Genomic DNA, 14,304 nt, shown 5'->3' on the forward strand with positions numbered 1-14,304 from the left:
GGTGGCTCAGCCGGACAGCAGGCCGGCGGAGAGCGCGAGCAGCGTCCCGACGGCTGCGGAGCAGCAGCACACCAGCAGGAAGGCGACCACCGCGAGGATCGCCCAGACGCGCCGGTCGCGCGCCGCCGCCCGCCAGCCCGAGGCTGGTACGCGCTCGGCCGGCTCGTCGTCCACCTCGTCGGCCCCGGTCACCCCGGCAGTCTAGGTGCCGGGGGTGGGACCTTCCCGACCATGGCGGTGAGGCGGCGGGCGAGCAGGACGACGGCCTGTCGCAGCTCCGGCGGCCCCAGCACCTCTGCCTCGAAGCCCAGCCGGGCCGTGTGTGCGGCGAGCCAGTCCAGGTCGTCCCCGCCGACGAGGAGCACGCACCACCCGTCGTGATCGTCCTCGACGCGCCCCACCTGGGGCGGCACCAGCTCCCGCACCTGTTCGGGCCGGGCGCGCAACCGCACCCGGGCGAGATACCGGTACGGCGACTCGGCCACGGACCGCTGCACGTGGGCGACGGGGTCCGGATGGTCCCGGGCCCGGAAGCGCCACGTCGTGGCGACCGCCTCGCGCATCCGGTCCAGCCGGAAGGTGCGCCAGTCGTCGCGGTCGACGTCCCAGGCCATCAGGTACCAGCGGCGGCCCGTCGTGACCATCCGTACCGGCTCGACGGTGCGCTCGCGCTCGCCGCCGTCGCGCCGGGCGTAGCGGAACCGCACCCGCACCGCGTCGCGGCAGGCCCGCGCGAGCGTCACCAGCAGTTCCGCGTCGATCTCGACGCCCGGGTCGACGAGGGTCGCGGTGGCGCCGTGCACCGCCCGCACCTCGGCGCGCAGCCGGGCCGGCATCACCTGGTCGAGCTTCGTGAGTGCCCGCAGTGCCGCCTCGCCCGCACCGGCGACGGTGCCGCCCGACGCCAGCCGCAGGGAGACCGCCGTCGCGATGGCCTCCTCGTCGTCGAGGAGCAGCGGCGGCAGCCGGGTGCCCGCGCCGAGCTGGTAGCCGCCGCCGACGCCCGCCGTGGCGTGCACCGGGTAGCCGACCGCGCGCAGCCGCTCCACGTCGCGGCGCACCGAACGGTCGGTGACGCCCAGCTCGGTGGCGAGTTGGGCGGCGGTCCAGGAGGCGCGCCGCTGCAAAAGTGCCAGCAACCGCAACACCCGCTCGATCGTTGCCTCGACGGTCACGCGTCAATAGTCGCACCGATCACGGAACGATCCTGTCCGCTATCCGCGAGAGGCTGGGGTCATGACCGACCAGAACTGGAACCCCCTGCTCCGCCAACAGATCGACTGGCACTGGACCCACCAGCTACGCGAGCGCCTCGACGGACTCACCGACGACGAGTACTTCTGGGAGCCGACGCCGGGCTGCTGGAACGTGCGCCCGCGCGGCACCGGCACCGCACCCATGCAGGGCGGGGCCGGCGCGATGACCATCGACTTCGCGATGCCGCCGCCCGAGCCGGAGCCGTTCACGACGATCGCCTGGCGGCTCGGGCACGTGATCGTCGGCGTGCTCGCGGTGCGCAACGCCGCGCACTTCGGTCGCGCGCCCACCGACTACCAGTCGTTCGAGTACGCCGCGACAGCGGCCGAGGCGCTGGCCCAGCTCGACACGGAGTACGCCCTGTGGCAGGCCGGGGTCGAGTCCCTCGGCGAGACCGGTCTCGCCCGACGGTGCGGTGAGACGGAGGGCCCGTACGCGGAGCTTCCCCTGGCGACGCTGGTGCTGCACATCAACCGCGAGCTGGTCCACCACCTCGCCGAGGTGTGCCTGCTGCGCGACCTTCACCTGCACACCCGACAGGAGGCGAGCTGAGATGGCCCGCGACGTCCAGATCACCTTCGACTGCGCCGACCCGGCCGGGCTGGCGGCCTTCTGGGCCGAGGCCCTCGGCTACCAGGTGCAGGCCCCGCCCGGGGGCTTCCCGTCGTGGGACGAGGCGCTGGCGGCGATGGGCGTACCGCCCGAGCGGCGCAACGACGCCTCGGGGCTGGTCGACCCCGAGGGCACCCGGCCGCGGTTGTTCTTCCAGCGGGTGCCGGAGGGCAAGCAGGCCAAGAACCGCGTGCACCTCGATGTGCGGGCCGCCCCCGGCGTCGAGGGCGAGGCCCGGATGGCGGCCCTGGAGGCGGAGGCCGGGCGGCTCGTCTCCCACGGCGCCACCCGGCTCAGCCGCCACGAGCCGGATCCCCCGCTCGGCAGCGGCCACCTCGTGATGGCCGATCCCGAGGGCAACGAGTTCTGCCTCGACTGAACTACCGCGCCCCCGGTTCGGGCAGGATGGATCGATGGATCTGGTATCGATGACGGACATCCGGGCCGCCGCCGCCGACATCGCGGGCACCGTGCTGCGTACCCCGCTGCTGCCGACCGGCTGGGACGCGCAGCTCTGGCTCAAGCCGGAGAGCCTGCAACCGGTGGGGTCCTTCAAGCTGCGCGGGGCGACCCACGCGGTAGCCCGGCTGACGGCCGAGGAGCGGGCGCGCGGCGTGGTCACCCACTCCTCGGGCAACCACGGCCTGGCCCTGGCGTACGCGGCCCGGGCGGCCGGCGTGCCGTGCCGCATCGTGGTGCCCGAGGGTGCCCCCGCGGTGAAGGTGGACCGGATCCGGGCGCTCGGTGTCGAGGTGCTGCTGGTGCCGCCCCCGCAGCGCGGCCCGGAGGCGGAGCGCATCGCGGCGACCACGGGCGCGGTGCTGGTGCCGCCCTTCGACGACCGGCGGATCATCGCCGGGCAGGGCACCGTCGGGCTGGAGATCGTCGAAGACCTGCCCGACGTCGACGTGGTGCTGGTGCCCGTGGGCGGCGGCGGGCTCTCCTCCGGCGTCGCGACCGCCGTCGCGGCGGTGCGTCCGGCGGCGGCGGTGATCGGCGTCGAGCCGGAACTCGCCGCCGACGCGCGGGAGTCGCTGGCGGCCGGGTCGGTGGTGGCGTGGGGCGAGGAGCGCACCTACCGCACGATGGCCGACGGGCTGCGCCTGCCGCCGTCCGAGCTGACCCTCGCCCACCTGCGGGCCCGGCTCGACCGCATCGTCACGGTGACCGAGGACGAGATCCGCGCCGCGATGGGGCGGCTCGTCCGCGACGCCCGGCTGGTCGTGGAGCCGAGCGGCGCGGTGGCCGTGGCCGCCCGGCTGTTCCGCGCCACCGAGCTGCCACCCGGTCGTACGGTCGCCGTGGTCACCGGCGGCAACGTCGACCCGGCGGTGCTGGCGGGCGTGCTGCGCTGAACGCGTCCGGAAGGGCACCCCCCCGACGGGGGCGCCCTTCCCGTTCCCGCTCAGGCGAGGCCGACGCGGTCCAGGATCCAGGCGTTGACGAACGCCTCCTCCCGCCAGGAGTCGTACCGGCCGCTGGGACCGCCGTGGCCGGCGCCCATCTCGGTCTTCAGCAGGTAGTCGCCGCCCGGGGCCACCGCCCGCAGGCGGGCGACCCACTTCGCCGGCTCGTGGTAGAGCACCCGGGTGTCGTTGAGGCTGGTCACCGCCAGGATCGCCGGATAGTCCACCGCCCGCACGTTCTCGTACGGGGTGTAGGACTTCATGTACGCGTAGACCTCCGGGTCGGCCAGCGGGTTGCCCCACTCCTCCCACTCGGTGACGGTCAGCGGCAGCGACGGGTCGAGGATCGAGGTGAGCGCGTCCACGAAGGGCACCTGCGCGACGATGCCGGTGAACGCCTCGGGGGCGAGGTTGGCGACCGCGCCCATCAGCAGCCCACCGGCCGAGGCACCCCGGGCGACGAGCCGGTCGCTGGTCGTCCAGCCCGCCTTGACCAGGTGCCGGGCGCAGGCGACGAAGTCGGTGAAGGTGTTCTTCTTGGCCAGCAGCTTGCCTTCGTCGTACCAGCGGCGGCCCAGCTCGCCACCGCCGCGGATGTGCGCGACGGCGAAGACGACACCCCGGTCCAGCAGGGAGAGCCGGGCGACGGAGAACCACGGGTCCATGCTCGCCTCGTACGAGCCGTAGCCGTAGATGACGCAGGGCGCGGAGCCGTCTCGCGGGACGTCCCTGCGGCAGACCAGCGAGATCGGCACCCGGGTGCCGTCGTCGGCGAGCGCCCAGTCGCGGTGCTGCTCGTAGTCGGCCGGGTCGTACGCCCGCCCGTCCGGCGCGGGCAGCACGGGCTTGCGCCGGCGCAGCACCAGCTGCCGGGTCACCAGGTCGAAGTCGTAGACCGAGTCGGGCGTGACCAGCGAGGTGTAGCCCAGCCGGATCTGCCCGGTGTGGTATTCCGGGTTGCCCCGCAGGCCGACACTGTAGAGCGGCTCCGGAAAGTCGATGTCGTACGCGTCGCCGCCGCCGACGGGCAGCACCCGCAGCCCGGTCAGCCCGTTGGTGCGCAGCGAGACGACCAGGTGGTCGGCGAAGGCGTCGACCGCCTCCAGCCGGGTGCCGGGCGAGTGCTCGATCAGCGGCACCCAGTCGCCGGGCGCGTCCGCCGAGGTGTACGCCAGCGCGAAGTCCTCCGCGCCGTCGTTGTGCAGGATCAGGAAGCGGTGCCCGTGGTGCTCCACGGCGTATTCCACGCCCTGCCGCCGGGGCGCCACGGACGCCGGCGCGCCGGTCGGGTTGCCGGCCGGGATCACCAGCACCTCGCTGGTGAGCTTGCTGTGCACGTCGATGAGGATGAACCGCTCCGAGCGGGTCAGCTCGACGCCGACCCAGAACCGCTCGTCGTCCTCCTGGTAGGCCACCACGTCCTCGGCGGCCGGCGTGCCGAGGGTGTGCCGCCAGACCCGGTTGGGCCGCCACGTCTCGTCGACCGTGACGTAGAACAGCACGGAGGCGTCGGCGGACCAGGCGGTGCCGTAGAAGGTGTCGGGCACCTCGTCGGGCAGCAGTTCGCCGGTGGCGAGGTCCTTGACCCGCAGCGTGAACCGTTCGTCGCCGGAGAAGTCCGTGGAGTAGGCCAGCCACCGCCCGTCGGGGCTGACGTCGAACGCGCCCAGCGAGAAGAAGTCGTGCCCCTCGGCGAGCAGGTTGCCGTCGAGCAGCACCTCCTCGCCGTCGAGCGGCGCGCCGTCGAGGCTGACCGGGGGTTCGGTCTCGCCGTCGCGGACCGCCCGGCGGCACTGCACGCCGTACTGCTGGCCCTCGACGGTGCGGGTGTAGTACCAGTGGCCGCCCTTGCGGCCGGGCACCGACAGGTCGGTCTCCTGGGTGCGCCGGCGGATCTCCTCGAACAGGTCGGCGCGCAGCCCTTCCAGATGCGCCGTCCGGGCCGTGGTGTAGGCGTTCTCGGCGGTCAGGTGGGCGATCGTCTCCGGGTCGTCCTTGACGGTGAGCCAGGCGTACTCGTCGACGACGGTGTCGCCGTGGTGGGTGCGCTCGTGGGGCACCCGCTTCGCCGCGGGCACGGGGGTCTCGGTGGTCACGGCGCCACGTTACCGGCCGGGCGCGGCCCGTCGCGCGGCCTCGACAACGACCCGCCGCCGCATCTTTCGAACATGTGTACGATGGCCGGCATGGCGGCTGCAACGAGTTCCACCGATCGGCCCGGCGCCCTCGACATCACCCGGCGGCTCACGGAGATCTGCGGCCCGCCGTTCGCCCGCTTCGCCGGCCCCGCCGACGAGGTGGCCGGCCGACCGGCCCGCTGGGTCGCCGTTCCGGGCGGCGCACCCGCCGCGGCCGAGGTGCTGCGGCTGGCGGCCCGGCACGACCTTTCGGTGGTGCCGCGCGGCGCCGGCACGAAGATCGATTGGGGTGCCGCCCCCGATCGGGTCGACATCATGCTCGACACCGGCCGGCTGGCCGGCATCGGGCACGCGTGGGCGGGGGCGCCCACCGCCGAGGTCGGGGCGGGCACGCCGCTGCGCGCCGTGCAGGCCACGCTCGACCGCACCGGGCAGCGCCTGGCCCTCGACGCCCCGTCGCCCGGCGCCACCCTCGGTGGAGTGCTCGCCGCCGGTGAGTCGGGGCCGCTGCGGCACCGCCACGGCAGCCCCTGCGATCAGCTCGTCCGGGTGCGTTACCTCGACGCCGACGGCGAGCTCGTCGACGCCGGGGGCGGCGCGGCCGGGCTGGAGCTGGCCCGGCTGCTCTGCGGCTCGCAGGGGGCGCTCGGCGTGCTGGTCTCCGCGACCCTGCGGGTGCAGGCAGTGCCGGCCGGCCGGATCTGGGTCAGCCGGCCGGTCTGGACCCCGCTGGAGGTGCACGACCTGATCCGTAGCGTGCTCGCCGCGCGCCTCGACCCGGCGGCGGTCGAGCTGGACCTGCCGGCCGGGTCGGGATCCCGGCCGCGTCAGGGCCCCCGGGCCGAGGCGATGGCCCGCCACCCGGCCATGACGGGGCGCACGGGGGCCCGCCCGGCCGCCGCCGGGCGACTGGTGGTGCTGCTGGAGGGCGGTCCCGCCGACGTCGCCGAGCGGGCGGACCGGCTGCTCGCGCTCCTCGACGGCGGCGCGACCGCCAGCCACGCCCCGCCCCAGTGGTGGCGGCGCTACCCGTTCGGCCCGGGCGACACGGCGCTGCGTATCGAGGTGCCGATCGCCGACCTGCACGCCGCCGTCTACGCGCTGCGCGACGCCGCCGGTGGCCCCGTCCCGGTGCGTGGCTCCGCCGGCCTCGGCGTGGTGCACGCCGCCCTGCCCGCCGCGATGCCCCCCGACCGGGTGGCGTCGATCCTGGCGGCCGTCCGCGCCGTGCTCCTCGCCCGCCAGGGCCGGTGCGTGGTGGTCTCCGCGCCGCCGGCCGTCCGGCGGGCCGTCGACCTGTGGGGCGAGCTGGGCGGGCTGGCCCGGCTGCGCGCGGCCAAGGAGCACTTCGACCCGCACCACCGCCTCGCCCCGGGCCGCCTGCCGGGCGGCCTCTAGCGGCCCTGTGGGCGGCGGTCTCCAGCGGCCTCGTGGGCGGGGCGGCCTCCAGCCCTCGTGGGCGGTCTTCAGCGCCCCGCCGGGCGGCGGGGCGATCCGCAGGACGCTTTGGAGCTGATGTCGTAGACGATTCAAAGCCGCCCGGCTCGGGCTTCAGGTGTGTCCCGAGCGCCGGCTCGACCGCGTCGGGTGAGCCTTTGCCGCACACCGGCCCGCCGACCGCCACGACCCCACCGTCCGAGTTCGTGCTCCACACCCGACGGGGCCCGCTCCAGGCAGGGCTCAGGTGGCGTCGTTGCGCAGCACCAGGATGGCGATGTCGTCGCGGGGCGCCTCGGCCGAGAAGCCGAGCGCCGTCGAGCGGAGCCGGGCCGCGATCACGTTGGCCGAGTAACCGGCCAGCGGGGCGGCGGCGTCGCGTAACCGCTCGGTGCCGAACAGGTCCCGGCCGCGCCGCCGCTCGGTGACCCCGTCGGTATAGAAGATCAACGAGTCGCCCGGGTCGAGCGACACCTCGGCCGTGGGCGAGGCGATCGAGTCGAGCAGGCCCAGCGCGGTGCCCCCGGTGCCGACGAAGCGCGCCCCGCCGCCGGCGGGCAGCAGCACCGGCCGGTCGTGGCCGGCGAGATGCAGGGAAACGTCGAGTTGGTCGCCGTCCCCCGGGCCCACCGCCGCCAGGGCCAGCGTGCAGTAGCGCCCGCCACCGCGCTCCAGCAGCGTCTCGTTGACCCGGGCCAGCGCCTCCGGCAGCGGCTTGCCGTCGCCCACCAGCACCCGGATGACGTCGCGGACCAGGCCGGTGACCGTCGCCGCCTGCACCCCCTTGCCGGAGACGTCGCCGATCACCACCAGCCAGCGCCCGTCGGGCAGGGGCACCACGTCGTAGAAGTCCCCGCCGACGTCGACGTCGCCGCCGGTCGGGACGTACTCGGCGGCGAAGCCGATGCCCTCGACGACGGGCAGCACCGGCGGCAGCAGCGACTGCTGGAGCGTGTGCGCGATCCGGCGGCGCTCGGCGTGGATCCGGGCGTTCTCGATCGCCAGCGCCGCCCGCCGGGCGACGTCCTCCAGCACGGCGACCTCGTCCGGGTCGTGCCGGTGCCGCTGGTGCCGGCCGACGGCCAGGGTGCCCAGCCGCTGCCCCCGGGCGATCAGCGGCACGGCGAAGCCCTCCATGGGAGCGCCGATCGGCATCTGGGTGCCGTTGCGGGAGGCCTCGCGCAGCCGGGCCTGGACCGAGTCCGGGCCGGTCTCCTCCAGCACCTGGTGCAGCTGGGGCAGCACCGACTCGTCGGCGTGGCTGGTCGCCGCGAGACGCAGCCGGCCCCACTCGTCGGTCGTGTGCACCGCGCACCACTGCCCGAGCCGGGGCACCACGAGCTGCGGGACGAGCGCCATGGTCAGCTCGACGTCCAGGGACTGCGCGAGCAGTTCGCTGGCTTCGGCGAGGAACGTCAGCCAGGCCTGCCGGCGGACGTCCGCCCGGCGCAGCCGGTCGTTCTCCAGGTGCAGCGAGAGCCGCTCGGCCATCAGCACGGCCAGCGGGCGCGCGTACGCCGACGGGGCGGCGTCCAGTTCCAGCTCGCCGGCGTACGGCCGGTGCACTGCCAGCGGCACCCGGAGCAGCTCGTTGCCGGGGCGGGACTGGCGGCCGTACCGGGCCAGCGCCTGGGTGCCCTGCCCGTCCCCCCGGTCGAGCCGGACGACCCCGCCGGCCGCGCCGACCATCTCCGCGACCCGGGTCAGCAGGCCGGCCGCGAAGTCGGGCAGCGGATCCTCGGCGTACGGGTCGGGTGTGGTCTGCATCAGTTCGCTCATCGCCGCGGCGCTCGGCGCGGAGTTCTCCGGGGCCGCCGACGAGCCGCCCCCGGCGGTCGCCGCGACGGGCCCCGGCCAGCGGGTCGTCCCCGCGTCGTCGCCCGCGGGCTGCCCCGGCAGGTCCAGCCGGAACCAGATGCCCTTGCCCGTGGGCAGGTAGGTGGTGCCCCAGCGGCTGGCGAAGTGGTCTACCAGCAGCAGGCCCCGGCCGCGCTCGGCGACCTCGTCGATGTCGCAGGTGTCGTTGCGGACCCCGACGGTCAGCTCCTCCACCGGGCCGGCCGCGAAGTCGGACACGGTGACGGTGAGGCCGACCGGGTCGGCGACCACCTCGATGTCCAGCTCCGTGCGGGCGTGCTCGACCGCGTTGGTGGAGAGCTCGGTGGTCAGCAGCATGGCCTCGTTGGCCAGCTCGTCCAGGTGGGCCTCGGTCAGCACCGAGCGCACCAGGGCGCGCGCCGCGGCGGGCGTGCGACGGTCTGCGGGGAGCCGGACACGTCGGACGTGCTCGTCTCGGCCCCCGATCGTCGCGGGCCTCGTCTCCGCTGACATCCCCGTATCCTCCACCGCCGCCGGTGCGGGTGCCAAGCCGATGCCCGGACGGGTGGCCGACGCCGCCCCGAAACCGCACGTACCGGGTGATCCCGGCCCCGGCTGCCGGGCGCGTAGGCATGGCGCGGGCGAGGCCACGGGCACAATGATGGGATGGCCGGTGTCGGCAGGAGCCGGTGGTCCCGAGCTGAGCGAGGAATGATGACCACGAGACAGTCGGCGGCCGTGGACGCGTCCGCGCCCGACCACGAGGCGCTCCTCGGCGAGCTGACCGAGGCGCTGCGGCGGATCGGTCGGGGTGACCTGAAGGTGCGGCTGCCCCGCCGGGCGGGCCAGGCCGGTGAGGTCGCGGACGCCTTCAACGAGGTGGTGTCGCTGCAGGAGCGGCAGTACCTCGACCTGCGGCGGATCAGCCGGATCGTGGGCCGTGACGGCCGGCTCACCGAGCGCCTCGACGACGAGGGCCTGGACGGCTCCTGGGCGGAGGGGCAGCGGGCGGTCAACTCGCTGATCGACGACCTGGGCCGACCCACCACCGAGATCGCCCGGGTCATCGTCGCGGTGGCCGACGGCGACCTCACCCAGCACATGGCGCTGGAGATCGACGGCCGGCCGTTGCGCGGCGAGTACCTGCGGATCGGTCGCACGGTCAACACGATGGTCGACCAGCTCTCGTCCTTCTCCAACGAGGTCACCCGGGTGGCCCGCGAGGTGGGCACCGAGGGCAAGCTGGGCGGTCAGGCCGACGTGCGGGGCGTCGCGGGGACCTGGAAGGACCTCACCGACTCGGTGAACACCATGGCGTCGAACCTGACCGGCCAGGTGAGGTCGATCTCACAGGTGGCGACGGCGGTGGCGAAGGGCGACCTGTCGCAGAAGATCACTGTCGGCGCGCGGGGCGAGGTCGCCGAGCTGGCCGACACCATGAACTACCTGACCGACACCCTGCGGCTCTTCGCCGAGCAGGTGACCCGGGTGGCCCGGGAGGTGGGCACCGAGGGCAAGCTCGGCGGGCAGGCCGAGGTGCCGAACGTGGCGGGCACCTGGAAGGACCTCACCGACAGCGTCAACTCGATGGCGTCGAACCTGACGGCCCAGGTGCGCAACATCGCCCAGGTCTCCACGGCGGTGGCGCGGGGCGACCTGTCGCAGAAGATCACCGTGGCGGCGCAGGGCGAGATCCTGGAGCTGAAGGACACCGTCAACACGATGGTGGATCAGCTCTCGTCGTTCGCCGACGAGGTGACCCGCGTCGCGCGGGAGGTGGGCATCGAGGGCAAGCTCGGCGGCCAGGCCCAGGTGCGCGGCGTCTCCGGCACCTGGCGGGACCTGACCGAGAACGTCAACCAGCTCGCCGGCAACCTGACCAGCCAGGTCCGCAACATCTCCCAGGTCTCCACGGCGGTCGCCAAGGGCGACCTGTCGCAGAAGATCACCGTCGACGCGCAGGGCGAGATCCTGGAGCTGAAGAACACCGTCAACACGATGGTGGATCAGCTGTCGTCGTTCGCCGACGAGGTGACCCGCGTCGCGCGCGAGGTGGGCACGGAGGGCAAGCTCGGCGGTCAGGCGCAGGTCAAGGGCGTCTCGGGTACGTGGCGGGACCTGACCGACAACGTCAACTCCATGGCGTCGAACCTGACGTCGCAGGTGCGTAACATCGCCTCGGTCACCACGGCGGTGGCGAAGGGCGACCTGTCGCAGAAGATCACGGTGGATGCCCGGGGCGAGATCCTGGAGTTGAAGTCGACGGTCAACACGATGGTGGACCAGTTGTCGTCGTTCGCCGACGAGGTGACCCGGGTGGCCCGTGAGGTGGGCACGGAGGGCAAGCTGGGCGGCCAGGCCCAGGTGCGCGGCGTCGCCGGCACCTGGCGGGACCTGACCGACAACGTCAACTCGATGGCGTCGAACCTGACCGCCCAGGTGCGCAACATCGCCCAGGTCTCCACGGCGGTGGCGAAGGGTGACCTGTCGCAGAAGATCACGGTGGATGCCCGGGGCGAGATCCTGGAGTTGAAGTCGACGGTCAACACGATGGTGGACCAGTTGTCGTCGTTCGCCGACGAGGTGACCCGCGTCGCGCGCGAGGTGGGCACGGAGGGCAAGCTGGGCGGCCAGGCGCAGGTGAAGGGCGTCTCGGGTACGTGGCGGGACCTGACCGACAACGTCAACTCGATGGCGTCGAACCTGACGTCGCAGGTGCGTAACATCGCCTCGGTCACCACGGCCGTGGCGAAGGGCGACCTGTCGCAGAAGATCACCGTCGACGCGCAGGGCGAGATCCTGGAGCTGAAGTCGACGGTCAACACGATGGTGGACCAGCTCTCGTCGTTCGCCGACGAGGTCACCCGGGTGGCCCGGGAGGTGGGCAGCGAGGGCAAGCTGGGCGGTCAGGCCCAGGTCAAGGGCGTCTCCGGCACCTGGCGAGACCTCACCGAGAACGTCAACCAGCTCGCCTCGACCCTCACCACCCAGCTACGCGCCATCGCGCAGGTCTCCACCTCGGTCACCCGGGGCGACCTGACCCAGCGGATCGCGGTCAAGGCGCAGGGCGAGGTCGCCGAGCTGAAGGACAACATCAACCAGATGATCGTCACCCTCCGGGAGACGACCAAGAAGAACGCCGAGCAGGGCTGGCTCGACTCCAACCTGGCCCGGATCGGGGGTCTGCTCCAGGGGCAGCGGGACCTGGGCGAGGTCTGCCGCATGATCATGATGGAGGTGACCCCGCTGGTCGACGCGCAGCTCGGCGCGTTCTTCCTGGCCGACACCTCCGAGGGCGTGATGCGGCTGCGGTTGACCGCCTCGTACGGCTACGTCGCCCGGGGGCACGAGGTCACCTTCGGCCCCGGCGAGGGGCTGGTCGGCCAGGCCGCCCTGTCCCGCCGCACGATCCGGATGAGCGGGGCACCGGACGGCAAGCTGATGCTCCGCTCCGGGCTCGCGGAGACCCCGCCGGCCGACCTGGTCGTGCTGCCGGTGCTCTTCGAGGGCGAGCTGCTCGGGGTCATCGAGTTCGCCAGCGTGGCGGCCTTCTCCGAGCTGCACCTGTCGTTCCTTGAGCGGCTCGTGCTCACCACCGGCATCGCGGTCAACACCATCCAGGCCAACCGGCGTACGGAGGAACTGCTCGCGCAGTCCCAGCGGCTCGCCCACGAGTTGCAGGAGCAGTCGGCGGAACTCCAGCGCACCAACGCGGAGCTGGAGGACAAGGCGCAGCTGCTGTCGGAGCAGAAGGGCAACATCGAGACGAAGAACCGGGAGATCGAGCTGGCCCGGCTCGGCCTGGAGGAGAAGGCGCAGCAGCTCACCAGGGCGTCGGCATACAAGTCGGAGTTCCTGGCCAACATGAGCCACGAGCTGCGTACGCCGTTGAACTCGCTGCTGCTGCTGGCCCGGCTGCTGGCCGAGAACTCGGAGCAGAACCTCACGCCGAAGCAGATCGAGTTCGCCCGCACGATCCACGGCGCCGGCTCCGACCTGCTGTCACTGATCGACGACATCCTGGACCTGTCCAAGATCGAGGCGGGGCGGATGGACGTCGAGCCCACCGAGGTCCGGTTCGACGAGATCCGCGGCTACGTGGAGCAGGCGTTCGCGCCGCAGGCCGAGGAGAAGGGCCTGGACTTCCAGGTGCGCATCAGCAGGGACCTGCCGGAGGCGCTGGTCACCGACGCCCAGCGGCTCCAGCAGATCCTGCGCAACCTGCTCTCCAATGCCGTCAAGTTCACCGACAACGGTGCGGTGACGCTGCGGATCGCGCCGGCGCCCGAGAACGTGGTCTTCGACCTGCCGGCCCTGACCAACGCGCGGCAGGTCATCGCGTTCACTGTGGTCGACACCGGCATCGGCATCTCCGACGACAAGCTGTCGCTGATCTTCGAGGCGTTCCAGCAGGCCGACGGCACCACCAGCCGCCGCTACGGCGGCACGGGGCTGGGGTTGTCGATCAGCCGGGACCTGGCCGGGCTGCTGGGCGGCAGCATCGTGGTGGCGTCGGCGCCCGGCCAGGGTTCGACGTTCACCCTCTTCGTGCCGGAGGTGCTGGCCCCCGACGCGGTGATCACGCCCCTGCCGCCGTCACCGGCGCGGGCGGGGCTGCCGCCGTCGCTGCTGATGCCGCCGCCGGAGCTGCCGGAGTTGACCTCCACCCCGGCCACCCGGCGGCTGGACGGGAGCACCGTGCTCATCGTCGACGACGACGTCCGGAACGTCTTCGCGCTGACCAGCGCGTTGGAGCTGCACGGGCTGACCGTGCTCTACTCGGACAACGGGGCGGACGGCGTCCGGCTGCTGGCCGAGCATCCGGAGGTGGACATCGTCCTGATGGATGCGATGATGCCCGACCAGGACGGGTACGAGACGACCCGGCAGATGCGGCGCAACCACCGCTTCGCCGACCTGCCGATCGTCTTCCTGACCGCGAAGGCCATGCCCGGGGACCGCGAGTCGGCGCTGGCGGCCGGGGGAAGTGACTACATCACCAAGCCCGTCGACCTGGACGAGTTGATCGAACTCATGTCGTCCTGGATCAGCGGCGGCCGAACCGAGGAGAGTTCGTGACCCAGATCGCGAAGGCGCTGCTGGTCGACGACCGCCGGGAGAACCTGATGGCCCTGGAGGCGATCCTCCAGGGCCTGCCGGTCCAGTCCGTCGCCGTCGAGAGCGGCGAGGCGGCCCTGAAGCAGCTGCTGGTCGACGACTTCGCGGTGATCCTGCTGGACGCCCAGATGCCGAACATGGACGGCTTCGAGACGGCCAGCCACATCAAGCGGCGCGAGCGGACGCGGCACGTACCGATCATCTTCCTCACCGCCGCCGACCGGGACGCCCAACTCGCGCTGCGCGGTTACGCGGTCGGCGCGGTCGACTACCTGACCAAGCCGTTCGACCCGTGGGTGCTGCGGGCCAAGGTGTCGGTCTTCGTGGAGCTGTGGGTGAAGACCCGGCAGCTCGCGGCCCAGTCGGATCTGGTGCGGGAGCGCGACGTCCAGTGGCGGGTGCTGACCGACGCGGTCGACGAGGCCACCGCGATGCTGCGCACGGATGCCCGGGACGCCCGCGACCGCGCCGTCCAGCTTCTGGAACAGGCCCGCTGGGGCAACACCCCCTGACCCGCG

10 protein-coding genes are annotated in these 14,304 nt (G+C 73.2%); 6 read left to right on the forward strand and 4 right to left on the reverse strand.

Going from position 1 to position 14,304, the window contains the following annotated elements:
• Positions 1 to 6: 6 nt before the first annotated feature.
• Both ACQ452_RS01400 and ACQ452_RS01405 read right to left on the reverse strand, forming a co-directional pair.
• Positions 7 to 192: a hypothetical protein gene (locus ACQ452_RS01400; protein ID WP_433389201.1), complete on the reverse strand. Its 186-nt coding sequence runs from the start codon at positions 190 to 192 to the stop codon at positions 7 to 9.
• Positions 189 to 1,175: a helix-turn-helix transcriptional regulator gene (locus tag ACQ452_RS01405; protein ID WP_433389202.1), complete on the reverse strand. Its 987-nt coding sequence runs from the start codon at positions 1,173 to 1,175 to the stop codon at positions 189 to 191. The genes ACQ452_RS01400 and ACQ452_RS01405 overlap by 4 nt, the downstream gene beginning before the upstream one ends.
• 61 nt (positions 1,176 to 1,236) lie before the next feature.
• Here ACQ452_RS01405 and ACQ452_RS01410 point away from each other — a divergent pair, with 61 nt between their 5' ends.
• The 3 genes from ACQ452_RS01410 to ACQ452_RS01420 are packed head-to-tail and all read left to right on the forward strand — an operon-like array spanning position 1,237 to position 3,224.
• Entirely contained in the window at positions 1,237 to 1,809 is a 573-nt protein-coding gene (locus ACQ452_RS01410; protein ID WP_433389203.1) for a DinB family protein, read from the forward strand.
• 1 nt (position 1,810) lies between these two features.
• Positions 1,811 to 2,248, forward strand: a complete 438-nt coding sequence (locus ACQ452_RS01415; RefSeq protein WP_433389204.1) for a VOC family protein — start codon at positions 1,811 to 1,813, stop codon at positions 2,246 to 2,248.
• A 34-nt stretch (positions 2,249 to 2,282) separates the two neighbouring features.
• A complete protein-coding gene (locus ACQ452_RS01420) occupies positions 2,283 to 3,224 on the forward strand; it encodes a threonine ammonia-lyase (RefSeq protein ID WP_433389205.1) in 942 nt (313 codons plus the stop codon).
• A 50-nt stretch (positions 3,225 to 3,274) separates the two neighbouring features.
• On the opposite strand, the gene ACQ452_RS01425 is transcribed toward ACQ452_RS01420, so the two are convergent.
• Complete coding sequence (locus tag ACQ452_RS01425) at positions 3,275 to 5,371, reverse strand: S9 family peptidase (RefSeq protein ID WP_433389206.1); 2,097 nt, start codon at positions 5,369 to 5,371, stop codon at positions 3,275 to 3,277.
• A 90-nt stretch (positions 5,372 to 5,461) separates the two neighbouring features.
• Here ACQ452_RS01425 and ACQ452_RS01430 point away from each other — a divergent pair, with 90 nt between their 5' ends.
• Positions 5,462 to 6,811 carry an FAD-binding oxidoreductase gene (locus ACQ452_RS01430; RefSeq protein WP_433389207.1) on the forward strand — a complete coding sequence of 450 codons (1,350 nt, stop codon included), beginning with the start codon at positions 5,462 to 5,464 and terminating at the stop codon, positions 6,809 to 6,811.
• 282 nt (positions 6,812 to 7,093) lie between these two features.
• Here ACQ452_RS01430 and ACQ452_RS01435 read toward each other — a convergent pair whose 3' ends face one another.
• Entirely contained in the window at positions 7,094 to 9,181 is a 2,088-nt protein-coding gene (locus ACQ452_RS01435; protein WP_433389208.1) for a SpoIIE family protein phosphatase, read from the reverse strand.
• A gap of 201 nt (positions 9,182 to 9,382) precedes the next feature.
• Here ACQ452_RS01435 and ACQ452_RS01440 point away from each other — a divergent pair, with 201 nt between their 5' ends.
• Both ACQ452_RS01440 and ACQ452_RS01445 read left to right on the forward strand, forming a co-directional pair.
• Positions 9,383 to 13,747, forward strand: a complete 4,365-nt coding sequence (locus ACQ452_RS01440) for a HAMP domain-containing protein (protein ID WP_433389209.1) — start codon at positions 9,383 to 9,385, stop codon at positions 13,745 to 13,747.
• Positions 13,744 to 14,298 carry a response regulator gene (locus tag ACQ452_RS01445; RefSeq protein ID WP_433389210.1) on the forward strand — a complete coding sequence of 185 codons (555 nt, stop codon included), beginning with the start codon at positions 13,744 to 13,746 and terminating at the stop codon, positions 14,296 to 14,298. Before ACQ452_RS01440 ends, ACQ452_RS01445 begins: the two co-directional genes overlap by 4 nt.
• The last annotated feature ends 6 nt before the right edge of the window (positions 14,299 to 14,304 follow it).

This window comes from Micromonospora sp. KLBMP9576, from assembly GCF_050941805.1.
Taxonomy (GTDB): domain Bacteria; phylum Actinomycetota; class Actinomycetes; order Mycobacteriales; family Micromonosporaceae; genus Micromonospora.

Coding starts and splice junctions, on each gene's coding strand:
- ACQ452_RS01410 (WP_433389203.1), top strand. CDS start 1,237: ATGACCGACCAGAACTGGAACCCCCTGCTCCGCCAACAGATCGACTGG.
- ACQ452_RS01415 (WP_433389204.1), top strand. CDS start 1,811: ATGGCCCGCGACGTCCAGATCACCTTCGACTGCGCCGACCCGGCCGGG.
- ACQ452_RS01420 (WP_433389205.1), top strand. CDS start 2,283: ATGGATCTGGTATCGATGACGGACATCCGGGCCGCCGCCGCCGACATC.
- ACQ452_RS01430 (WP_433389207.1), top strand. CDS start 5,462: ATGGCGGCTGCAACGAGTTCCACCGATCGGCCCGGCGCCCTCGACATC.
- ACQ452_RS01435 (WP_433389208.1), bottom strand. CDS start 9,181: ATGTCAGCGGAGACGAGGCCCGCGACGATCGGGGGCCGAGACGAGCAC.
- ACQ452_RS01440 (WP_433389209.1), top strand. CDS start 9,383: ATGACCACGAGACAGTCGGCGGCCGTGGACGCGTCCGCGCCCGACCAC.